At 71.5% G+C, this 21975-nt stretch carries 14 protein-coding genes; 8 read left to right on the plus strand and 6 right to left on the minus strand.

Going from position 1 to position 21975, the window contains the following annotated elements; genetic code table 11:
• The first annotated feature begins 99 nt into the window (after positions 1-99).
• The 4 genes from ACFVH5_RS30850 to ACFVH5_RS30865 all read left to right on the plus strand — a co-directional run bounded on the left by ACFVH5_RS30850 (position 100) and on the right by ACFVH5_RS30865 (position 6813).
• Complete coding sequence (locus tag ACFVH5_RS30850; RefSeq protein ID WP_385836996.1) at positions 100-1728, plus strand: hypothetical protein; 1629 nt, start codon at positions 100-102, stop codon at positions 1726-1728.
• 319 nt (positions 1729-2047) lie between these two features.
• Positions 2048-2419 carry a hypothetical protein gene (locus ACFVH5_RS30855; RefSeq protein ID WP_385836997.1) on the plus strand — a complete coding sequence of 124 codons (372 nt, stop codon included), beginning with the start codon at positions 2048-2050 and terminating at the stop codon, positions 2417-2419.
• A 695-nt stretch (positions 2420-3114) separates the two neighbouring features.
• Positions 3115-5805: a LuxR C-terminal-related transcriptional regulator gene (locus ACFVH5_RS30860; RefSeq protein WP_385836998.1), complete on the plus strand. Its 2691-nt coding sequence runs from the start codon at positions 3115-3117 to the stop codon at positions 5803-5805.
• A gap of 132 nt (positions 5806-5937) precedes the next feature.
• Complete coding sequence (locus tag ACFVH5_RS30865) at positions 5938-6813, plus strand: calcium-binding protein (protein ID WP_385836999.1); 876 nt, start codon at positions 5938-5940, stop codon at positions 6811-6813.
• Between the two features lie 43 nt (positions 6814-6856).
• On the opposite strand, the gene ACFVH5_RS30870 is transcribed toward ACFVH5_RS30865, so the two are convergent.
• The gene (locus ACFVH5_RS30870; RefSeq protein ID WP_385837000.1) at positions 6857-7804 is read right to left on the minus strand and encodes a M56 family metallopeptidase; all 948 of its coding nucleotides are present in this window, start codon (positions 7802-7804) and stop codon (positions 6857-6859) included.
• Positions 7805-8206: 402 nt separating this feature from the next.
• Here ACFVH5_RS30870 and ACFVH5_RS30875 point away from each other — a divergent pair, with 402 nt between their 5' ends.
• Together ACFVH5_RS30875 and ACFVH5_RS30880 are read left to right on the plus strand one after the other, a co-directional pair.
• Complete coding sequence (locus ACFVH5_RS30875) at positions 8207-9118, plus strand: glycosyltransferase family 2 protein (protein WP_385837007.1); 912 nt, start codon at positions 8207-8209, stop codon at positions 9116-9118.
• 484 nt (positions 9119-9602) lie between these two features.
• Entirely contained in the window at positions 9603-13049 is a 3447-nt protein-coding gene (locus tag ACFVH5_RS30880) for a BTAD domain-containing putative transcriptional regulator (protein WP_385837009.1), read from the plus strand.
• Between the two features lie 34 nt (positions 13050-13083).
• Here ACFVH5_RS30880 and ACFVH5_RS30885 read toward each other — a convergent pair whose 3' ends face one another.
• The 3 genes from ACFVH5_RS30885 to ACFVH5_RS30895 form a co-directional block, all read right to left on the minus strand.
• Positions 13084-14805, minus strand: a complete 1722-nt coding sequence (locus ACFVH5_RS30885) for a bifunctional 3'-5' exonuclease/DNA polymerase (protein WP_385837001.1) — start codon at positions 14803-14805, stop codon at positions 13084-13086.
• Between the two features lie 215 nt (positions 14806-15020).
• Positions 15021-15746, minus strand: coding sequence for a Clp protease N-terminal domain-containing protein (locus ACFVH5_RS30890; RefSeq protein ID WP_384801574.1), 726 nt, complete (start codon positions 15744-15746; stop codon positions 15021-15023).
• 112 nt (positions 15747-15858) lie between these two features.
• Positions 15859-16488: a LysE family translocator gene (locus ACFVH5_RS30895; protein WP_385837002.1), complete on the minus strand. Its 630-nt coding sequence runs from the start codon at positions 16486-16488 to the stop codon at positions 15859-15861.
• 130 nt (positions 16489-16618) lie between these two features.
• Here ACFVH5_RS30895 and ACFVH5_RS30900 point away from each other — a divergent pair, with 130 nt between their 5' ends.
• The gene (locus ACFVH5_RS30900) at positions 16619-17779 is read left to right on the plus strand and encodes a DUF2786 domain-containing protein (RefSeq protein ID WP_385837003.1); all 1161 of its coding nucleotides are present in this window, start codon (positions 16619-16621) and stop codon (positions 17777-17779) included.
• A gap of 388 nt (positions 17780-18167) precedes the next feature.
• Here ACFVH5_RS30900 and ACFVH5_RS30905 read toward each other — a convergent pair whose 3' ends face one another.
• Positions 18168-18716, minus strand: coding sequence for a DUF4232 domain-containing protein (locus tag ACFVH5_RS30905; protein WP_385837004.1), 549 nt, complete (start codon positions 18714-18716; stop codon positions 18168-18170).
• Between the two features lie 178 nt (positions 18717-18894).
• Between ACFVH5_RS30905 and ACFVH5_RS30910 the strand changes: the two genes are divergently transcribed.
• A complete protein-coding gene (locus tag ACFVH5_RS30910; protein WP_385837005.1) occupies positions 18895-21087 on the plus strand; it encodes an FUSC family protein in 2193 nt (730 codons plus the stop codon).
• Here the strand turns inward: ACFVH5_RS30910 and ACFVH5_RS30915 are convergent.
• The gene (locus tag ACFVH5_RS30915; RefSeq protein WP_385837006.1) at positions 21065-21559 is read right to left on the minus strand and encodes a hypothetical protein; all 495 of its coding nucleotides are present in this window, start codon (positions 21557-21559) and stop codon (positions 21065-21067) included. The genes ACFVH5_RS30910 and ACFVH5_RS30915 overlap by 23 nt on opposite strands.
• Between the last annotated feature and the right edge of the window lie 416 nt (positions 21560-21975).

Here is a 21975-nt window from a genome sequence, read left to right on the forward strand (position 1 = left end):
AGACAACCCTGGGATATGGGGACTACCTGGCGGGAATCAGCCGGGCAATGGATACTGACTCCACACACTTCGCGATGACTTCGTCTAACAGGGGGCGGCGTGGCTACATCGAACGCAATTCGCTGGGTCGATCTCGATCCGGCCAAGATTGAGGACATCATCTCTGTCCTTATTAGCCGTCTCCACCTTGAGGCTCAACGCATTGACGGATCAGGCGGGGATGGCGGCAGAGACGTGCAGGTCCCGCTAGAAAGCGGCTTGATTATCTACGAGGTGAAGAGCTTCACGGGAAGGCTGAACAATTCCCGCAAGGGTCAGATCAAGCGATCTTTGAAAAAGGCCTCTTCTCATGATCCAAGGCAATGGCGGTTGATCATGCCGCTTGATGTGACGCCGGGGGAATTGGAATGGTATAACGAACTAAAAGCAGACTATCCGTTCGTTGGTGACTTTACGCGAGGGCGTACATGGCTGGACTCGGAGCTATCTCGACGGCCCGAGATAGCGCGTTATTACACAGGTGACAGTAATTCTGAAATTGTCGATTTCCTTCGGGAGATAAACCGAGAAGAGGCAGCCCTCGCGAACGGAATTCCCGATGCGATTGGACGCATAAAGCGCGTAATGTCTCAGCTGAATGAAATCGATCCACACTATACGTTTGGGTTCCATATCGCCCCAGACGGCAATGTGAAGCCTGAGGCGCACCCAAGGTATCCGGGAGCCGAACTTGATCGTCCCTTCGTCATAAAAGCAACCTTCACGTTTCCCAAGACTCCTGAAGGAGAGGCGGCAAAAGCCGACTTTGAGGATTCAATTGACTACGGCGTCCCCGTAGAATTGCCGGACGATTTCATTAAGTCTGTCGAGATTGACGCCCCGGCCGGGATGGGGGGCAAGTGGTCTGGAGGAGTCTTCTCACTCGAATCTGCTGCGACACCAGAACCTGATGGCATTAGGTACTCGGTAGTTGTGACGGACGCACACGGTCATCCACTTGCGGCCATTCCGCTCAACCTTACTAAGAAGTTCCGGGGAGAGAAAGGAGCACAGATTGAACTTTGTGACCTCACAGGATTTTTTGGTATTCGATCCCGTCTCAATGTCCCAGAAAGGACTGCCAGGCATACCTTTAGCTTTGAGCATCGAGAAGGGGTCTTGCCTTCGGCGTTGCTACCCACCCTCCGATTTATGGTTCACCTAAAGGCTGGGAATCAGTGGGGACTGGCAGTAAATGACGAGATTACGCAACTGAACATACTCCCCGATGCATTTATGTCCGACATTGTGCAGTTTGGGAAGTATATTGCGATACTGGCCAAACTGCAAGAGTACACCGGCTTCTCTTTTCCGATTCCAGAAGTCTTGTCGGACGAAGATGCGGGACGACTCAAGCTGGCTAACTACCTCATTGGCGGCAATGAACTGACCACTACGTGGAATAAAGCCAGTATTACATTCACCCGAGAAGGAGTGGAGAGGTGGCGCGCCACTACCGGCACAGGCGCCGGTCAACTTCGATTGCAGGAGGATTTGTACACGGAAATCTGTGGAAATCACATTTATGTTGGCCAAGTTCAGAAGGTAATTGCATCAGTTAGAACGGTTGAATTGCCGGATGTCGACGCGGCAATTTCGGATCAAGATACATTTCCGGTGAGTCTTGCGCCGGGCGACGATGCGACGCTAAAGACGAAGCTTCTCCCGAGGGAAGAAGAAGGATTCTGAGCGGTCACGTCAAATGTATGTGGTCGAGTGTCTAGGGGTGCTGATCGTCTCTTCAGGGCGAGGAAGTTCGCTGAGTGGCAATGCACACTCGGCGACGCGTCGGCCGCTGCCCGGCTGCGTAGGCGGTCTGAAGAACCGCAGCCAGAGGAAGTTAAGAGAGAATCTGCAGATGGATCAAGGGAGAGCCGCCGTCTACGGAGCTGCTGTGGGTGTCCTGGGCACTCTTCTGGGCTCATGTATTACTTGGCTGCAACTCCGTACTCAAGCCAGGGCCAGCAACTCCCAGTGGCGTCGCCAAGTGCAGCGAGATTCCTACGGTGTGCTGCTGGAGCGCGTCGACTCGCTCAGGAAGGCTCTCGAACCGATCGAGCGAAGAGCTCTTGCGTCGATGAGTACCACAGCGGATACCGACGCGTTGGAGGCAGCGAAGAGTGCACTGCTCCCTGAGATCGACGCGGCCACCATTGTTGTGATGCTGGAGGGGCCAGCGAAGATTACTGAGCAAGCGATGCGCATAGGCCACGCGCTCCGTGCCTGGGGCGAGGTGCTGGAGGTGCTCGTCAGGACGGTACTAGCTGACGACCCTGAGGCAGAAGCCGGAAAGGTTGCTGTGCGCTCCGTGAGCCAAGAAGCGGGCGAGGCCGTGGGAGTCTTCCTCCTCTCTGCTAGGAAGCACTTGGACAAGGCTTAGGCACTCAGCTACCAATCTGTACCCAAGTTTGATTTGGCAGCGCTGAACACACGCCTCCACTCTGCAGCCTTGACTCTTATTCCGGTTTCAAGCTCCGCTAGGGCCTCGATTGAAGGGGCTCTCAAAAAAGCCCTCCCTAGCCAACAGAAGCCTTGGCCTTGGAGTACTTCCCCAACGGGCTGCGAATGACGTGCCCTCGTTCAGGCGTCCTCATGGGCGGCGTGTCAGATTCGGTCGGGGGAGGAGGAACCGCACGGCTGGCGCCAGTCTCAGTTCTAGTCTCGATTGCTGCCCAATCCGGCACGGTGCGCACCCGTCCACGGACGTCCGGTACGTCGCCTGACCTGCATGCGGGCCCTTTGGCGGACGTCCGTGGACGGCTGCGGACCAAGATCGGACAGCTCGTAATGCGTAGGTCTCGGGTTCGAATCCCGAAGGCGGCTCTGTGGAAGCCTCAGGACTCACTCGCCGTGACCTGGGGCTTTTGCTTTTGGTGGAGCGGTTCAGGGTGGATGGGTGCCCCTGGCCGCGGGCGGCGACCACGGCCTCGTACCTCTGATGTGTCGCGGATCCGCCACGGGCGGTCCGAGAGCCGGTTGGCCGACTTCGGTGGGCGTTTAGGCTGCTTCGCGTCGAGCGGATCGTTGGGTGCGGTCGCGTGTTCGTGGGGCATGTCCTGCCGGGGGTGAGCCGGGGTGCGGGATCGGGTGGGGCGCTGGCCGTTGGTGGGGCGTGGGCGGGAGTTGGGGGATTTCGCCGACGCGCTGGCCGACCCGGGCTGCCGGGGGTTCGTGGTGGGCGGGGCGGCCGGGGTCGGCAAGTCCCGGCTGGCCGAGGAGTGTCTGGAGCGAGCCGCGGCGGCGGGTCTGCGGGTGGGGCGGGCCACGGCCAGTGCCGCGGCGGGTGTCGTGCCGCTGGGAGCGATCGCGCATCTGCTGCCCGCCGGGGTGGACCTGTCCGACCCGGTGGCCGGGTTCGCCGCGGTCGCCAGGCGGCTGACCGCCGGGCCGGGACGGCAGTGGGTGCTGCTCGTCGACGACATGCATCTGCTGGACTCGGCCTCGGCGGTGCTGCTGCGGCAGCTGATGGACACCGGAGCGCTGCTGCTGATCGGCACGGTCCGTACCGGTGAGCCGTACGGGGAGGCGGTCGCTGCGTTGCGGGGCGGCGACGCGGTGCACCGGGTCGACCTGACCGTACTGAGCCCGGCGCAGATCGAGGCGTTGTTGCAGGCAGCGCTCGGGGGGCCGGTCGCCCGGCGCACCCTGCACGAACTGTCGGCCGCGAGCGGCGGCAACGTGCTGTACCTGCGCGAACTGGTTCTCGGCTCCCTGACCGCCGGGGATCTGACCGAGGACGGGGAGCTCTGGCAGCTGAGCGAGGGCCGGCTCCCGGCCACGGTGCGGCTGACCGAGGTGATCGGTGCCCGGCTTGCGACCGCCGACCAGGCCGGCCGCCCCGCTCTGGAACTGCTGGCGCTGTGCGAGCCGCTGCCGTTGGCCGATGCCGAAGCCCTCGTCCCGCCACGGGCGATGGCAGTTCTGGAACAGGCCGGACTGATCCGCACCACCCAGGACCGGCGGCGCACCGCCGTGTCGCTGGCCCATCCGTTGTACGGCGAAGTGCTGCGGGCCGGGCTGCCGCTCCTGCGCCGCCGGACGCTGCTCCTGGACCAGGCAGCGCGAGTCGAGGCCCGCGGGGCCCGTCGGCGGGGCGACCTGTTGCGTATCGCCACCTGGCGGCTGGCCGCGACGGGGACCGCCGACCCCGCCCTCCTCGTCCAGGCCGCCGCGGTGGCCCGTCACGCGCACGACTACCCCCGGATCGTCGCTCTGCTGGAGGCGCTGCCCGACAACCACCGGACCACGGCCACCGACCTGACGCTCGGCAACGCCTTCTTCGAGATGGGCCGCTGGGAGGCGGCCGAGACCGCGTTCGCGCGGGCCGACGCCTTCGCCCGCGGCGAGCGGGACCAGCTCGCGGTGGCTCTCGTCCGGACGATCAATCTGCTGTGGAGCAACGTCCCCCTCGCTGAGGCGCTCTCGGTCAACGCGGCCGCCCTGGAACGGATCCGCGGCCCGGCGGGACGTCACGTACTCACCGTCAACGAGGGGTTCCTACGGATCGTCGGCGGTCTGCCGACCCAGGGGCTGGCCCTGCTGGAGGACCTGGAGACCGAGGTCGGCGACGCCCTCGACGTCAACGCCTGGTTACGGGGCGCCTGGATGAAGCCCGTCGCGCTGGCGCTGGTCGGCCGTACCGCGGAGGCCGTGACCTGGGCGGAGCGCGCCCACGCCGGTCACCGCCAGGTCGACGAACACGCCCTGGTGTCCCATCCGGCCATTCAGCGCGTCCCGCTCGTCCTCGCTCTCAGCGAGGCCGCCCGCCCGACCGAGGCCCGCCGCGAGGGCGAGCGCGCGTACGCCGAACTGGTCGCCGCCGACTCCGTCGTACGGGTCTGGCTGGCGGTCTTCCTAGGCCGGGCCGAGTGGCTCGCGGGTCTGCCCGTGACCGCCCGCCGCTGGTGGGCCGAGGCCGCCGCGCTGGCCCGTACCTTCCACCACGTCATGGCCCTGCGTCCGGCGCTCGGAGGTCTCGCCGCGTGTGCGGCCGTGCTCGGTGACCCGGACGCCGCCGAGGCGTCACTCGCCGAACACCGCGCCCTGCCGCCGTTGGCCCCCGGCCTGCTGTCCGCCGGCGAGGAACACCTGGGCGAAGCCTGGCTGTCGGCCACCCGCGGGCATCTGGGGCGGGCCCGGTCCGTACTCACGGCCGCCGCCGGGGTCGCCCGTTCGACCGGGCATCTCACCGGCGAGGCCTTGCTGCTGACCGATGTCGCCCGCCTCGGCGGAGCGAGCGCTGTCACGGACCGGCTGACGGCCATCGCGCGAACATGTGACGGGGCGCTCGCCCCGGCCCGGGCCGGGCTGGCGTCGGCGCTGGCAGCCGACGACGCCGACCAGCTCCTGGAGGCGGCCGGAGCGTGCCAGGCCATCGGCGCGGAACTGCTCGCCGCCGAGGCGTACGCCGCCGCCGCGACCGCCTGGCGCCGGGCCGGCCGACCCCGCCCCGCCGCAGCGGCCGACCACCGGGCCGCCGCGGCCCTGGCCCACTGCGAAGGCGCCCGCACACCACTGCTGGCCACCGCCCGCGCCGCCGTCCCGCTCACCGCCCGCGAGCGGGAGACAGCCCTGCTCGCCGCAGCCGGGAACACCAGCATGGACATCGCCCGGGCCCTCACCCTGTCGGTACGCACCGTCGACAACCACCTGCACCACGCCTATACGAAACTCGGCGTCACCACCCGGCGCGAACTGGCCCGGGCCCTCGGGACACCGCCGTCCCCCGGCGCGCTGCCGCCACCCCCGGTGAGCGCGGATGAGTAACGGCTACTCAAGCCGTGCCGTGCTGCCACGGGCAGGCTGCTCCGAGAGCCCGAGTACGAGTCGGGCTGCTGGTCCGAGTCCGAGTACGACTTCGAGTACGAGATCCAGGGGGAGACGATGGGGAGAAGAGCGTTGGTCCGTGGTGTGGTCGTCGGCGCGATGGTGGGGTCCGCGGTGACCCTGACCGGAGGGCCGGCGAGCGCGGCCACGGGTGTGACCAGGAGCGGGGACGTCGTGACCGTGAACGCGGCCGCGGGCCGCTCGAACGACATCACGATCGGTCTGTCGGCCAGCAAGATCGTCGTCCAGGACGCCACCGACACGGTGACGGCCGGCGCCGGCTGTGTGTCCGTCGGCGACGGCTCGGTGACCTGCAGCGTCAATGTCGGCAGTGCCACCGTCGTGGTCAATGCCGGGGACGGCGACGACACCATCACCAAGACCGGCAATGTCGCGGGGGACCTGCGGGGAGGGCCGGGCAGCGACGTCATCGACGGCGGGCCCACTCCGCGCAACAACATCCTGAACGGCGGGGCGGACCCGGACCTCCTCCTCGGCGGCCCCGACTTCGACCAGCTCATCGGTGGTCCCGGCGGCGACACGTTCAGTGGCGGAGGCGGCACCAGGGACTCCGTCAGCTACCAGGACAGCGGCGCGGGTGTGGTCGTCACCATCGACGACGTCTTCCTCGGCGACGACGGTGCGAGCGGGGAGGGCGACAGCGTTCTCACCAGCGTGGAGAACATCGTCGGCAGCCAGTTCAACGACCAGCTCTTCGGGAGCGCGTCGGCCAACTTCATGAACGGCCTCGGGGGCGTCGACTTCCTGGAGGGCGAATTCGGCGACGACACCCTGGTGGGGGGCGCCGGAGCGGACACCCTCGTCGGCGATGTCGGCAACGACACGCTCCAAGGCATCGACGGCGTGACCGACACCCTCAACGGTGGCTTCAACACCGACACCTGCAACGGCGACGCCATCGACATCAAGGCACTCTGCGAGGCATGAGCCCCGGGGGTCCCGGAGGCAGGGATGCCGGACTCAGGGGCCCCTACGGGGCCAGGGTCGTCAAGGCCGGGCCGAACGCGATCAGCAGCGGGACCAGTGGGGCCAGTGCCGCGGCCGTCGTGGTGCCTCGGCGGTGGGAGCGGGTGAGGCGGGGTGGGGGGTCCAGGAGGCGTTCCACGCGTTGGTGGAGCAGGGGCCTGGGCGTGGCGCAGGACAGGACGCCTCGGTGCTGGTTCAGCTCGATCAGGGCCAGCGCGGTCGTGAGGTGGCCGCAGCGGCGCGACGCCGTGTCGTCGGCGGAGAGTTCGACGAGGCGGTGCGTCTGGTCGCGGAAGTCACGGAAGACCGGGATGCCCGGGAAGCCGCCGGCCAGCGCCTGGGAGAGATGCAGGAGCCAGTCGTGGCGGGCGCGCGCGTGGCCGAGTTCGTGGGCCTGGATGGCGTCCAGCTGGTGATCGGTGAGGCGGTGCAGGGCGCCCGTCGTGACGACGAGCTGGGACGGGCTGCCCGGCATCCACCAGGCGTCCGGGTACTCGTCCTCCAGCACGAGGAGCGGGCCGCGCGAGGTCGGCAGGCCTGCCGGCAGCTCGGGGGCGCGTTCGCGCAGGTGCTCGCGGCGCAGACGGCTGCGCCTGCGCGCCTCCGTCACCTCGCGGGCGAGCATCGCCGTGGTCCAGGCGGCGCCGCCCGCCAGCAGCAGCGTCAGCGCGGTGGTCCAGGGCGGGGCGGCGGCCAGATCGTACGCCGCCGTCACGGAGGCCGGCGCGGGTGCGAAGACATGGGCGCGGACCGTGTGGAAGACGGCGGAGGCGCTCAGCACGAGCGACGACAGACAGCACAGCAGGACCGTGGCGACCAGGCACTGCCACACCCACAGCGCGAGTACGGGCTCCCGCTCGGGCCAGGAGGCGCCGGTCAGGACGCGGGGCGCCACGACCGCGGCGGTCAGGGCGACGGCCGCCATCAGCATGAGGGAGATGGTCACGGTCATGTCCTGAGCCCCTTCTTCCCCTCGGTCGGGTGAGTCCCGCGGGTCCGGCTGGTCCCGCCGAATCCGCCGGTCGTCCCGTGGTCCTGCGGGTCATGGACACGCTACCGGTCGGCGGGACCCCTGAGGCACCCCAGCGGAGTGACGGCGCGGAGTGACAGACCGGAGTGACAGACCGGAGGGACGGCCCGGGGTGACGGTCTGGAGGGATGCCCCATGAGACCGCCCGGCGTGATGCAGCGCCGCGCGGTCGTGAGACGGCCGTGGCTCACATCCGTACAGGACGGCGAACGCTGTCCGGACGCGCACCGCGACAACCTCGCGACACCCTTAAGAAGTCGCGTACTTGAGGAGTCCACAGCGTGAACGGCTAGCATCGTTCTCTGATTGTCCGACGAGGTCGAGATCGGGGTGGGCGTCGTGTCGAGGGAACCTCGGATCGCGGTGGCCGTGGTGACGATGGGGACGCGGCCCGACGAGGTCGACGCGCTGCTCGCGTCGGTGGCCAAGCAGGACGTAGCGCCCGCGCGGATCGTGATCGTCGGGAACGGCTGTCCGCTGCCGGAGTTCGCCGAGCGGCTGGGTCTGCCCGGTGAGGTCACCGCCATCGAGGTCGACGAGAACCTCGGCTGCCCGGGTGGCCGCAATGTCGCCCTGCGGCGGCTGCGGGAGTTCGGGGACGTGGACGTCGTCGTCGAACTGGACGACGACGGGCTGCTCATCGACCCCGATGTCCTGCGGACGGTACGGGACCTGTACGCCGTCGAGCCGCGCCTGGGCATCGTCGGTTTCCGCATCGCCGACGAGAACGGCGAGACCCAGCGGCGCCACGTACCCCGGCTCGGCGCCAAGGACCCCCTGCGGGGCGGCGAGGTGACCTGCTTCCTCGGCGGCGGCCACGCCCTGTCCATGGAGATGCTCGCGCAGACGGGGGACTGGCCCGCAGAGTTCTTCTTCGCGCACGAGGAGACCGACCTGGCGTGGCGGGCCGCCGACGCCGGCTGGACCATCCGGTACGAGCCGCAGCTGCTGCTCCAGCACCCGAAGACGTCACCCGCCCGGCACGCCATCTACTACCGCGTCACCGCCCGCAACCGCGTCTGGCTGGTCAGGCGCCGGCTGCCCCTTCCGCTCATCCCCGTCCACCTGGGGGTCTGGATCGCGCTGACCCTCGTACGGACGCGGTCCGTCGGTGGGCTGCGGGCGTGGTTCGGCGGATTCGTGGAAGGGCTGAGGGTGTCCGCCGGGGAGCGCCGGCCGATGCGTTGGAAGACCGTGTGGCGGCTTACGCGGCTGGGGCGCCCGCCCGTCATCTGAGACGGTGAGGGAGGGGCGGGGCCAGTTCTTGGGGTTTCGCCCGGTACGCGGGGGACTCACGCGTGTTCCACGGGTGCCTGCCGCGTGTTCCACGGGGCTCTCGGACCCGGTCGCGACGGCGACACTCCCCCGAGTCGCGGCGACCTACGACGCCTACCGCGTACCGGAACGACCGGATCCGATGCGGTGATCAAATCAGGCCACGCCAACCGATCGCTAACATGGGCGAACGGTGTGGCGGGGCACGGAGTTTCGCCCGAGGGTCGGCGGAGCGTCGGATTCCGGCCGCCCGACGCCGCGACGGGAGGGCGAACAGGTGGGCGGCGGGACGCGGTCGGAACGAGAGGCCGGACTGCTCGGCCCGCCCGTCACGTCCACGCCCACGTCCGAGTCGCTGGTTCCCTTGCCCGGTACGCCCACGTCCGCAGCGGCGGCCCCTCTGGCCGGTGCCCCGCTCGGAGCTTCCGCCGCGGGTCCGAGCCGGTTGCGCTTCGGGCTGCTCGGGCCCACGGTCGTGTACGGCGCCGACGGCGTGGCCCGGCCGGTCAGCAGTGCCAAGGGGCGCGTCCTGCTCACCGCCCTGCTCCTGGAACCGGGACGGGTCGTCTCCGTGCACGCGCTCAAGGACGCGTTGTGGGGCGGGTTCCCGCCCGCGTCCGCGCACGCCTCGCTGCAGAATCATGTGACCCGGCTGCGGCGGCTCCTGGACGACCCGGACCGGCTGCGGTCGGTGGCCACCGGCTATCAACTGCGCATATCAGCAGGCGAGTTGGACGTGGCGGTCTTCGAGGCCCGGGTCGTGGCCGCCCGCGCGGCGTATGCGCGGCGCGACTGGGGGAGGGCTTCGGCCGAGGCCGTCGCGGCGCTCGCGCTGTGGCGCGGCACCCCGTTGGACGGCTGGTGCCCGGAGGCCGGTGGGATCTCCCTCGTCCAACGGCTGGAGGAGGCGCGGCTGTTCGCCCTGGAATGCCGGTACGACGCCGAACTGGAGCACGGCCGGGGAGCGGCCGAACAGGGCGTACGGCTCTCCGGGCTCGCTCCCGAACTGGCCGCGCTGGTCGCCGAGTTCCCTCTGCGTGAGGCTTTCCACCGGCAGTTGATGCTGGTCCTGTACCGGACGGGCCGCCAGGCGGAGGCGCTGGCCGTCCACCGCGATCTGCGCGGCAGGCTCGTCCGCGAACTCGGTGTGGAGCCGGGGAACGCGGTACGGGAGGCCCATCTGGAGATCCTGCGGGAGCCGGTGGGGGCGCCCCCGGGAGCCGCGGGTGCGGTGACCGCCGTCCACGGCCGGGAACGACCTGCCGAACGGGCTGGCACTGAACGGCCTGCCACTGAACGGGCTGACACTGAACGAGCCGCCGTCGCGTCCAGCTCCGGCTCCGGTTCCGGCTCCGGATCCAGCTCCGGATCCCGTTCCGGTTCCGGCTCCCGTGGGACCGCCCGGACCATGAGGCCTGCCACCACCACGATCCTGGCGGAAACGTTCGCCGCGAGTCCGGTTCCGTTTCTGGTTCCGGTTACGGGTCCGGTTGCGGGTTCGGGTCCGGTTCGGGTTCCGGCTATTCCCGCGCAGGCCTCCCGGGCCTCTCGGGCCTCTCGGACCTCCCGGACCTCCTCCACCGGCACCACCGCTGCCGTTCCGAGGCCCGCCCAACTCCCGCCCGTACCAATCCACTTCACCGGCCGCGAGGCAAGCGTCCGGGCACTGCGCACCGCGCTCCTTCCGGACGGCCCTGTCGGCCCGGACGGTCCGGACGGCCCCGTCGGGGACGGCCGCCCCCGGGTCGCCGTCGTCAGCGGTATGGCGGGGGTCGGGAAGAGCGCGCTGGGCGTCCAGGTGGCGCACGGGCTGCGGACGGAGTTCCCCGACGGGCAGCTGTACGTGCGGCTGCACGGGGCGACGCCGGGCGTGCCGCCGCTCACCGCCGGGCAGGCCCTTGCCGCACTGCTCCGCGACCTCGGTGTGGAACCGTGCGGCGTGCCCGAACACCCGGACGCGGCCAGCGCGTTGCTGCGGTCCCTGCTGGCACCCACCCGCACCCTGCTCGTGCTGGACGATGTCGCGAACGCCGCCCAGGTCCGCCCCCTGCTGCCCGCCGGGCCCGGTTGCGCGGTGATCGTCACCAGCCGTTCGCGCCTCACCGCGCTGGACGGCGCGACGCGCTTCCCGCTCGCGCCGCTCTCCGCCGAGGAGAGCGCCGAGCTGCTGCGTGCCGTCTCCGGGCGGGACGGCCTCGACGGTACGCACCCGCTCGTCGGCCTCACCGGACGGCTGCCCCTCGCCCTGCGGATCGTCGCCGCGCGCCTGGCCGCCCGGCACGTTCTCACCCCGGACGCGCTGGCCGGTCAACTGGCCGCCAGCGACCAACGGTTGCACCATCTGGAGTACGACGACCTGAGCGTGCGCCGCTCGCTCGCGGTCGCCCTCGACGCGCTGCGCGCCTCGGACCGCGAGGCCGACCGGGATGCCGCGCTCGCCCTGCGCCGGATCGGCGCGCTCGACCTGCCGACGTACGGGATTCCGCTGCTCGCACGGCTGCTGGCCACCGGCGAGCGGCGCGCGGAGGCCGCCCTCGACCGCCTCGTCGACGTCGCCCTCCTCGACGAGAGCACGTACGGCCGCTACGCCCCCCACGACCTCGTACGGGATTTCGCCCGCGAGGTCGCCCGAGACGGTGCCCACGCGGATGCACGTGAGGATGCCCATGAGGGGAGTACGCGCCCTGATCCCTCGGGCTCGGATCCCTCGGGCTCGGATCCCTCGGGCTCGGATCCCTCGGGTTCGCATCCCTCGGGTTCGGATTCCGGTTCCACGGACATCGCCCTCCGCTGGTACATCGCCTCCGCCCGCCAGTGCGTGCTGGCCCTGACGCCCTCCGGTGTCGACCGGGACAACCGGCTCGGTGTGACCGTCGCCGAGAGGGAGTGCGTGGCCGCCGACGCGGACGGGGATCCGCCCCCGCCGTTCGGCTCGGCCGCCGAGGCCGTCGCCTGGGGCGACCGGGAGGTGGCGAACGTCGTCGCGCTCGTCGAGGGACGGGCCGCCGTCTCCCCGCTCGTGCCCGTCCTCGTCCGCGCCCTCTTCCCGTACCTGCAGCGCCGCGGCCGGCTCCGCGAACTGGCGACGCTCGGGCGGCGGGCGCTGGACGTGGCGCGGCGTCTCGGTGACGACGCCGCCGAGGCGATCGCGCTCTCCGACCTGGCGGGGCTGCACTTCATGCAGGGCCGGGCGGGCGAGGCGCTCGTCCTGACCGACCAGGCGCTCGTGCGCTGGCGCGGTCTCGGCGTCCTGCCGCGCGTCCAGCGCTGTCTGAACAACCGGGGGCTGCTGCTCGAAAGCCTGGGCCGGTACACCGAGTCCGAGACCGCCCTGCGGGAAAGCCTCGAACTGGCGCGGCAGGCGGGCGACGCGGACGGCGAGGCCGTCGTCTACAGCAACCTCGGCAACCTGTACGAGCACAGCGACCCGCGTGCCGCCATCGCGTGGCACGAGCGGAGCCTCGCGCTCGGGGAGGCCATGGGCGACTCACGGGTACGCGAGTCCGGGCACTGCAACATCGGGTTCGCCCACCTCACGCTCGGCGAACCGGCCGGTGCGCTGGAGCACTTCGACCGTGCCCTGAGCATCTCGGACGGGGTCGACTGGCAGAGCGGTTCGCAGACCCGGCTCGGTCTGGTGCGTGCCCTGCGCGGCCTCGACCGCTCGGAGCGTGCTGCCCGGGAGTGCGCCCTGCTGCTGGAGCGGGCCGAGCAGCGCGCCGACCGCTACACCGCGGGTCTCGCCCGGCACCAGCAAGGACTGCTCCACCGGTCGGCGGGCCGCACCGAGGAGGCGTACGAGCAGTGGGAACTGGCCCTCGACGACCTGGACGGCACCGACAGCCCGGTGGTCGAGGAGTTGCGGGACCTGCTCCTGAGCCGCATCTGTTGACCACCCTGGTTCGGGTGCGCGGCGCGCGGTGCGCTCACTTCGCGTCCGCGTAGCACTTCACCACCGCCGTGGTGAACGGGAACCGCACCGGCGTCTCCCCGAACGTCAGCCGTCCCGCCTCCTCCGCCGCCTCCCGGATCGCCTGGACCACCGCGTCGGCCTCCTCCTCCGGGCAGTGCACCATCACCTCGTCGTGCTGGAAGAAGACCAGCTCGGCCGCCATGTCCCGGCAGGTGCGCCGGAGTCCGGCGAGCACGAGAAGGGTCCAGTCGGCGGCGCTGCCCTGCACCACGAAGTTACGGGCGAAGCGGCCCCGGGCCCGGGAGTTGCTGGACGCGTACCCGGGCACCCAGTCCTGGGCGCCCCCGGGCTCGGCGCTCTCACCCGGACCGGCGGCCAGCTCGCCGGTCTCCTCGCTGTCCGGGATCCCCGCCTCCTCGCCCGAGGAGTCCGACCCCGCCGCCGGTGGGCAGGTGCGGCCCAGCCAGGTCCGTACGAGCCGGCCCTCCTCGCCCGCGCGGGCCGCGTCGTCCACGTACGCCACCGCCCTGGGGAAGCGGCGGCGCAGCAGCGCGAGGTTCTTGAGGCCGTCGCCGGACGTCTGGCCGTAGATCGCGCCGAGGACGGCGAGCTTCGCCTGGGCGCGGTCGCCGGAGAAGGCCCGGTCGGAGACGGACTGGTAGAGGTCGCTCTCGCGGCCCGCCACCTCCATCAGCCCGGGGTCGCGGGAGATCGCGGCCAGGACGCGCGGCTCCATCTGGTCGGCGTCCGCCACGACGAGCCGCCAGCCGGGGTCGGCGACCGCGGCCCTGCGTATGACCTTGGGGATCTGCAGGGCGCCGCCGCCGTTGGTCACCCAGCGGCCGGTGACGGTGCCGCCCGCCTGGTACTCCGGTCTGAACCGGCCGTCCCGCACCCAGTCCTGGAGCCACGACCAGCCGTGGGCGACCCAGATCCGGTACAGCTTCTTGTACTCGATGAGTGGCTTCACGGCCGGATGGTCGATGGACTCGATCTCCCAGCGCCGCGTGGACCTCACCTTGATCCCGGCCTGCGCGAACGCCTTGACGACATCCGCGGGCAGGTCGGGCCGGACCCGGCGGCCGAACGCGGCCGACACCTCTTCCGTCAGCTCGGCCAGCCGCCGTGGCTCGCCCCCGCCCGCGTACCGCTCGCCCAGCAGTTCGTGCAGGACCTCCCGGTGCACGTCGGTGCTCCACGGCAGCCCGGTCTCGTTCATCTCCGTCGCCACCAGCGTGCCCGCCGACTCGGAGGCCGTGAGCAGCCGCATCCGCTCGGGCCGCGCGGTCGCGTCGTGCCTTCGCTGCTGCTCCCCGTACACCTCGATGAGCTGCGCCAGCGGTACGTGGACGGGGCGCGGCTCGAAGAGGGACGACTGCGAGCCGGGCTCGGCGGAACGCTGCGGGGGATCGGGCGGTACGGGGCCGCCGTGCAGCCTGGCGAGGGCGGCGGCGGCCGAACGGGGTTCGCCGAGCCGTCCCTCGTGGCCGAGCAGGAGGGTCTCGGCGGCCTCCAGGTCGTAACACCGCTCCACCCGGACGCCCTCGGCGCGCAGCCGTGGGTAGACCTCCGGCGTCGCCCGCCACACCCAGCGGGTGACGTCCGGCCGGGATCGTACGGACTCGGCGAGGTCCGGTTCCCGCAGGAGCGGTCCGGCGGGCAGCCCGTCGGGGCCGAGGGGGGCGAGCTCCGCGCCGCCGTCCTCGGCCGGCGCGAGAGCCCACCGTCCGGTCATGACGTGAGTCTCGCAGGAGGGTCTGACAATCCGGCCCCAGCGCGGCCCGCCCGCCGTTCGCCGCCGCGGCCCGCCCGCCGCGCTCACGGCCGGGGCCACCGCCGGGGCCACCGGCCTTGTCGGTCGGGTGCGGGTTCGGTGGGGGTGGGCCGCGCAGTTCCCCGCGCCCCTGAAGGGGCGGTGACTGGGCCCGTCGGTCTTGTCGGGTGCGGGGTCTACTGGAGGGGCTTCTTCAGTTCTTCCAGTGACTTCGTGATGTCCGCCTCGGTCGCCGTCTTGGTGACGCCGAGTCCGCTCAGCAGGCCCGTCCCCGCCTCGTGCTCCAGGAGGGCGAGCAGGATGTGCTCCGTACCGATGTAGTTGTGGCCCAGGCGCAGGGCCTCGCGGAAGGTGAGTTCGAGGACCTTCTTCGCGCCGGCGTCGAAGGGGACGAGCGCGGGCATGGTCTCCGCGCGCGGCGGGAGGCCGGCGCTCGCGGCCTCGCGTACGGCGTCCAGGGTGACGCCCTGCGCGGTGATCGCCTTCGCCCCGAGACCCTCCGGCTCGGCGATCAGGCCGAGGACCAGGTGCTCGGTGCGGATCTGGTCGTTGTCGGCGTTCCTGGCCTCCTCCTGCGAGGTCACGACCACGTTCCTGGCGCGTGGCGTGTAGCGGCTGAAGCCCTGGCTCGGGTCGAGGTCCGACTCGGCCTTCGGTACGAACCGCTTCTGGGCCGCCTGCCGGGTGACCCCCATGCTCCTGCCGATGTCCGTCCAGGAGGCGCCCGAACGCCGGGCCTGGTCCACGAAGTGGCCGATCAGATGGTCGGCCACGTCGCCGAGGTGGTCCGCGGCGATCACCGCGTCCTGGAGCTGGTCGAGGGCGTCTTCGTGGACCTTCTTGATGGCCTCGATGAGGTCGTCGAGGCGTACGGAGGTGGTGCCGCGTGGATTCGTGGTCATGTGTCAACCGTAGGTTGACGGTGTGGGGGTGTCAACCTCGCGTTGACAGTGCATTCCAGGATGGCTGCCAGGGGTCGTCCTGGCCCGCGCCGGCCCGCTCCGGTCCGTCCGGCTACTTCGGGGACGCCACGAGCAGGCGTACGGCCAGTCCCGTGAAGACCGTGCCGCTGAAGATGTTGAGCGCCCGGCCGACCCGGCGGCTGCGCCGCAGCAGGTCGGAGAGGCGGCCGGAAAGCAGTCCTACGGAGGCGTCGAAAACGAAGCCCATGACCACGATGGTGACGCCCAGGACGAAGAACTGGCCCATCACATGGCCGAGTCCGGGGTTCACGAACTGCGGCAGGAACGCCACGTTGAAGAGGATCACCTTGGGGTTGAGGAGGTTCGTGACCGCCCCCTGCCAGAAGGCCCGCCGCCGGCCCGGACCGACGGCGGCGCCCTCCTCGACCGGCACCGAGCGGTCGCGGAACGCCTTGACCGCGAGGTACAGGAGGTAGGCCGCACCGGCCCAGCGCAGTACGTGGTACAGCGTCGGCAGCGCCGTGAACAGGGCGGAGAGGCCCAGCATCGCGGCGACCGAGTGCACGAGCATCGCCGTGGCGACGCCCGCCGCGGCCATCACCCCCGTGACCGGTCCGCCCCGGCCTCCCATCGCCACGATGAACATCATGTCGGGGCCGGGGCTCACCACGAGCGCGAGCGCGGCGACCAGGAACGCTGCGTACAGAGAGGTGTCGACCATGGGGGCATGCTCGGGCCCGCCGGGCGACGGGTCGAGCGATTTCCACCCGCTGAGACGGCCGCCGCCCGCAGCCGGGGCCGGAGCGGGTCCGCCGCCCGGTCACCCGTTCCGCCCATGACACGATCGACGCATGAGTAGTACGTCCTCCACGGTGGAGCGCGCCTTCGCGGCCGCGCTCTACGCCGACTCCGACGCGGCCCTCGACACCGGTGCCTCCCTGCTCGCCGCCGACCCCGCCTCCGACGCCGAACTCGCCCGTCGTGGCGAGGAGTTCGTCGCGGCGGCCTGGCGGCGGGGCTGGCAGCCCGCGGACGTCGTACGGATCGTGCGGCGCGAGCTGGACGACGTGCACGAACGCCTCGCGGCGGAGCTGGTGCGCGCCGAGGCCGCCCGGGACCGTACGCCCCGGGCTCCGCGCTGGACGGCACAGCTGGACGAGCTGGACCGCATCGACCGCCCGGACCGCCTGGTCCGCCCCGACCGTTTCCAGTACGCGACCGCCGCCCTGGAGCTGTACCGGCTGCTGCTGCGGCTGCCCGCCCTGGAGCCGCTGGAGTCGCTGGACGCCCACGTGGCCCGCGCGCCCGGGGGCGGCTCGGTCCCGCGGGACACCCGCATGCTCACCCGTATCCGCGCGCTCCTCGCCAAGGCGGAGGCGACCGGGTTCCCGGAGGAGGCGGAGGCGCTGAGCGCCAAGGCGCAGGAGCTGATGGCGCGGCACAGCATCGACGAGGCGCTGCTCGCGGCGCGTACGCACGCCAAGGACGCGCCCGGCGCCTGCCGGATCGGCGTCGACCCGCCGTACGAGACCGCCAAGGCGGTCCTCCTCGACGCGGTGGCGGGCGCGAACCGCTGCCGCGCGGTGTGGAACGAGGCCCTCGGGTTCTCCACCGTCGTCGGCTTCGAAGCCGACCTGGAGGCGGTCGAACTCCTCTACACCTCGCTCCTCGTGCAGGCCACGGCCGCGATGACCAAGGCGGAGGCGGCCCAGCGGGCGGGCGGCAGGAAGCGTACGAAGTCCTTCCGGCAGTCGTTCCTCGCGGCGTACGCGCACCGCATCGGCGACCGGCTGGCCGACGCGGCCGAGGGGCAGGTGAGCGCCACGGCGGGGGAGTTGCTGCCGGTCCTCGCGGCGCGGGACGTCGCGGTCACGGACGAGACGGAACGCATGTTCCCGGACACCGTCACGACCCGGATGCGCGGGATCAACGACGCGGCCGGCTGGCAAGAGGGAGCCGCAGCAGCGGACCAGGCCCAGGTCAACCCCCACCCACGCCTCCCCACCTCCTGACCCCCAGCCGCCCGGTCGCGCCCCGTGAGGGGGGCGCGGGCAACGGCGCGCCCAGCCCCGGCCCCGTCAGGGGCGCGGGGAACGGCGCGCTCAACCCCCACCGTCCGCCGGACGGCCTACAACGCTCAGCCCCGACCCCGATCCCGTCAGGGGCGCGGGCAACGGCGCGCCCAGCCCCCACCGTCCGCCGGACGCATCACAACGCTCAGCCCCGGCCCCGGCCCCGTCAGGGGTGCGGGGAACGGCGCGGCCAGCCCCCACCGTCCCGCGGGCGCACCGCGACGCGCAGGCCCCCGTCCCGCGGCAGCGCAGGGCCCGGCCCCGGCCGGGAGGGGGCGCGGGGAACGGCGCGCCCAGCCCCCACCGGCCGGTGGACGCGCCGCAGCGCTCAGTCCCCCGTGCGCTGCAGCGGGGTGACGGACGCGTCCGGTTCGCCGCCGGTGCCCCGCAGCGCCACCTCGCCGTACTTCCACGCGAAGGACAGCTCGCCGTCGGCCCCCGGCAGAGTGAACTTCGCGGTCGTCACCGCGGCGGCCTTCTCGGCGTCACCGGCGGGCCCCCGTACGTACGTGATCGTGAAGCCGACCGTCTCGTCCTTCTTCACCGTCAGCTTCTCCGGCTCCGCGGCCTTCTCCGCAGCGACGGACAGCGCGGTGCCGCCGGCGACCAGACCGACGGTCGGGAAGCCCTTCAGCGTGCAGTCGGCTCCGGAGCCGTTCGTGAGGCTGACGGACACGGTCCCGGTGTCACCCGCGGCCGGCGCCTCGCTGGCGACGACCTCCTGGCCGAGCTTGTCGGCCGCGCAGGCGGACGAGGAGGCGTCCTTGGGCCCGCCGCTCTTGTTGTCACCGCCGCCACCGTCGTCGCCGCCGCAGGCGGTCAGGGTCAGGGCGAGCGTCGCCGCGAGGGCGGTGACGGCGATCGGCAGAGTGCGCATGGATTTCCTCAAGCCTCAGGGTCGTTCTGCTGCAAGGTCGTACAGCTGCTGATGGTGACGCAGGTGGTGACGAATGTGGTGGCGAATGTGGTGGCGCAGATGGTGATGCGGATGATGACGGTATCCGTAGATCATCATGGATCCTCCGCCCCTCCGGCCCCTCCCGTACGCTGGCGCAGTGAGCTGGCGACGAGCGCTTAAGGACACCGCGCGCTCGGGGCTCGCCGTGGAGAAGACACGGCTCGAACCTCTCGTCGCGGTGCGCGGAGCGGTGGGCCTCGCGATCGTGATCGCGGCGAGCCTGTGGGCCTTCGGCCCGGCCGTCGCCGCGAGTTCGGCGTTCGGCGCGTTCCAGGCGGCGATCGCCACGTTCCAGCGCAGCTGGCGCCCCCGCCCCGAACTGGCCCTCGCCTCCGGTACGAGCCTCGCCGTCTCCACCTTCCTCGGCTACCTGACGATCTCCCGGGAACCGCTCTTCCTCGCCCTGCTGGTGGTGTGGACGTTCGCCGCGGGGATGAGCTGGGCCGCGGGCCCGACCATCGGCCTGATCGCGTCCTCGAACGTGGCGATCATGCTCGTGACGGTCACCCTGCCGACCTCCGTCGCCCAGGCCGCGGGCCACGCCGCCATGATGATCGTGGGCGGTGTCGTCCAGGCCGCGCTGATCGTGCTGTTCCCCGTACGCCGCTGGGGCGCCCACCGTGACGCGCTCGCCGACGCCCTGGCCGCCGAGGCGGACTACGCGCGGCGGCTGCGCCACGATCCCGTCGCGTCCTTCGACCCGCTGCCCCTGATGGAGGCCCGCAACGCCGCCGCCGTCACACCCCGCCAGGCCCGCCGCCGCCCCGCCGAACTGCACGGTGCCCGTGGCATCGCCGAGCGCATCCGCCCCGTGCTCGCCTCGCTGGCCGATCCGGCGATGGGCGTACCGGCGGAGGGGCACGCCCGCGACCGCGTCCGCGAACTGCTCGCCGCCGCGGGCGCCATCCTCGACGTGGCGGCCCACTCGATCCGCCGGGGCGAGCCCGTGACCGTCCCGGGCGCGGCCCTGGCCACCTTCCGCACCCCGGACACCGGGAGCATCCTCACCGGCCGCCCCTACCGCGCGGCGTCCCGCCTCAACACCCTCCTCCAGGACGTGCTGGAGACGGCGGGCGGCAGCACACCGAAGGGCACCGACCGGACCCCGGTCGTCGGTGTCGCCCCGGCCGCCCCGCCCCACCGCCCCGGCAGCCGCAGCCGCCCCACCCTGCTCGCCCTGATCCCCACCGCGCTCAAGGCCATGCGCAAGGAACTCCGCGGGGGCTCCCCGATCACCCGGCACGCCACGCGGGTGTCGGCGGTCGCCGCCGCCGGATACGTACTCGGCACCGCACTGCCCCTCGGCCACGGTTACTGGGCCCCGCTGACCTCGGTCATGGTCATGCGCCCGGACTTCTCCCAGACGTACAGCCGGGCCGTCGCCCGGCTCGGCGGCACCGTCGTCGGAGTGGCCGTGGCCACGGCGGTGGTGCGGCTGGCCGACCCGGGCACGTACCTCTCCGGCGCCCTCGCCGTGGTGAGCGCCGCGCTCATGTACCTACTGATGCGGACGGGCCAGTTCGCCGCGCAGGGCTGCATCGCCGCGTACGTCGTCTTCCTGCTCGGCATGGGCGGCGAACAGTGGACGCAGACCGTGCCCGAACGCGTCGTGCTCACCCTGCTCGGCGGACTGCTGGCGATGATCGCGTACGCCGTCTACCCGGCGTGGGAGACCCCGCGGCTGCGCACCCGCCTCGCGGACTGGCTGGCGACGCAGGGCCGTTACGCGGCCATGGTCTTCGACGCCTACGCCGATCCGGCCCTCCGCAGCGCCCCGGACGTCCGTGAGGCCCTGCTCACCGCGCGCACCGCCCGGGCGGCCTGGCACACGGCCGTGGCCCGCGCCACCGCCGAACCGGTCCGCCACCGCGGCCTCTCGCGGACCGCCGCCGACGACGCCGAGGACGCGCTCGCCCAGCTGGGCCGCGTCGCCATGCTCCTGGAGGCCCATCTCCCGGAACGCGGCGCGACCCCGGTCCCGGCCGCCGCCGGACTCGCCGAGGCCCTGCGCGAGTCCACCCAGCAGGGGGCGAAGAGCATCCGGGAGCGCCGGGTGCCGGGGTGGGACGCGGTACGGGCCGCCGTGGAGGCCTGGGAGACGGAGCCGACGGGCGGGGAGGAAGCCCTGCTCGTACCGGCGCGGCTCGTCCTCGACGCGCTGACCGAGCTGTCCGAGGCGCTCGACACCGCGGTACCGCCCATGACGCTCGACGGGACGTCGGCGGTCGCTGAGCCGGACACCGAGCCGGGCGCGAAGTCGGGCGGTGTCAGGAGCCCAGGCTCGCCGTAGGCAGGCCGGGCGGCAGGCCCTCGCCCTCGGACCTGGTGTACGTCTCCGCGCCGAAGCCGTCCCAGGTGACCTTCAGGGTGGTGGAGTCGACGGAGTCCACCATGCCCTCGGAACGGTCCTTGTTCCCGTCGGTGCACTTCAGTGTGATCATGCGCATGTCGGAGGTCTTGCCCGCTGTGCCGCTGCAGATGGATCCGCTCGTCGAGAACAGGCCCGCCTGCTTGCCGGTGATCACCAGGGCGACGGCCTTGCCGCCCTTGGTGGTGAGCCAGTTGCCGTCGAGCTCGTCGGCCTCGGCGGACTGGGTGGGCTCGGCGCTCGTGGTGGACGAGGGGTCCTTGCCGCCGCCGTTGTCGTTGCCGTCACTGTCGCCGTCGCTGGTGCAGCCCGTCGTCAGGGCGAGCACGACCGCCAGCCCCGCGGCTGCGGCTGCGGTGCGCGCGTGCTTGCGCGGGAAGGTCGCCGAAGTCACTGAAGCCTCCAGGGGTCTGGCCGTCCGGGTCCAACCGCTGCAAGTTACCAGCAGTAGGCGTGGGCGTCCGTCGGGTTCACTTCGGCTGCGGGCCGGTGGGGGTCGCCCGCGCAGTTCCCCGCGCCCCTGAGGGGGTGGGGCCGTGCGGGGTTCGCTTCGAGTGCGGGCCGGTGGGGGCTGATCGCGCAGTTCCCCGCGCCCCTGAGGGGTGGGGCCATCCGGAGGCCGCTTCGGCTGCGGGCCGGTGGGGGCGGGCCGCGCAGTTCCCCGCGCCCCTGGTGGGCCCGCAGGGGCGGGCCCACCCTCACCCCCACCGGCCCCGCTTTTCAGGGGCGCGGGGAACTGCGCGAACGGCCCCCACCGGGCCGCAGTCCGTAGGGGGGCTGCGTCTCGGCCTCCGCCCGGGGGGGGGGGCC

It is taken from the genome of Streptomyces sp. NPDC127119 (assembly GCF_042677425.1).
In the GTDB taxonomy this organism is placed as follows: domain Bacteria; phylum Actinomycetota; class Actinomycetes; order Streptomycetales; family Streptomycetaceae; genus Streptomyces.

Excerpts from the sequence above, each read along its gene's own strand:
- ACFVH5_RS30870 (WP_385837000.1), bottom strand. The coding sequence starts at position 7,804 with ATGACCGTGACCATCTCCCTCATGCTGATGGCGGCCGTCGCCCTGACC.
- ACFVH5_RS30885 (WP_385837001.1), bottom strand. The coding sequence starts at position 14,805 with ATGACCGGACGGTGGGCTCTCGCGCCGGCCGAGGACGGCGGCGCGGAG.
- ACFVH5_RS30890 (WP_384801574.1), bottom strand. The coding sequence starts at position 15,746 with ATGACCACGAATCCACGCGGCACCACCTCCGTACGCCTCGACGACCTC.
- ACFVH5_RS30895 (WP_385837002.1), bottom strand. The coding sequence starts at position 16,488 with ATGGTCGACACCTCTCTGTACGCAGCGTTCCTGGTCGCCGCGCTCGCG.
- ACFVH5_RS30900 (WP_385837003.1), top strand. The coding sequence starts at position 16,619 with ATGAGTAGTACGTCCTCCACGGTGGAGCGCGCCTTCGCGGCCGCGCTC.
- ACFVH5_RS30905 (WP_385837004.1), bottom strand. The coding sequence starts at position 18,716 with ATGCGCACTCTGCCGATCGCCGTCACCGCCCTCGCGGCGACGCTCGCC.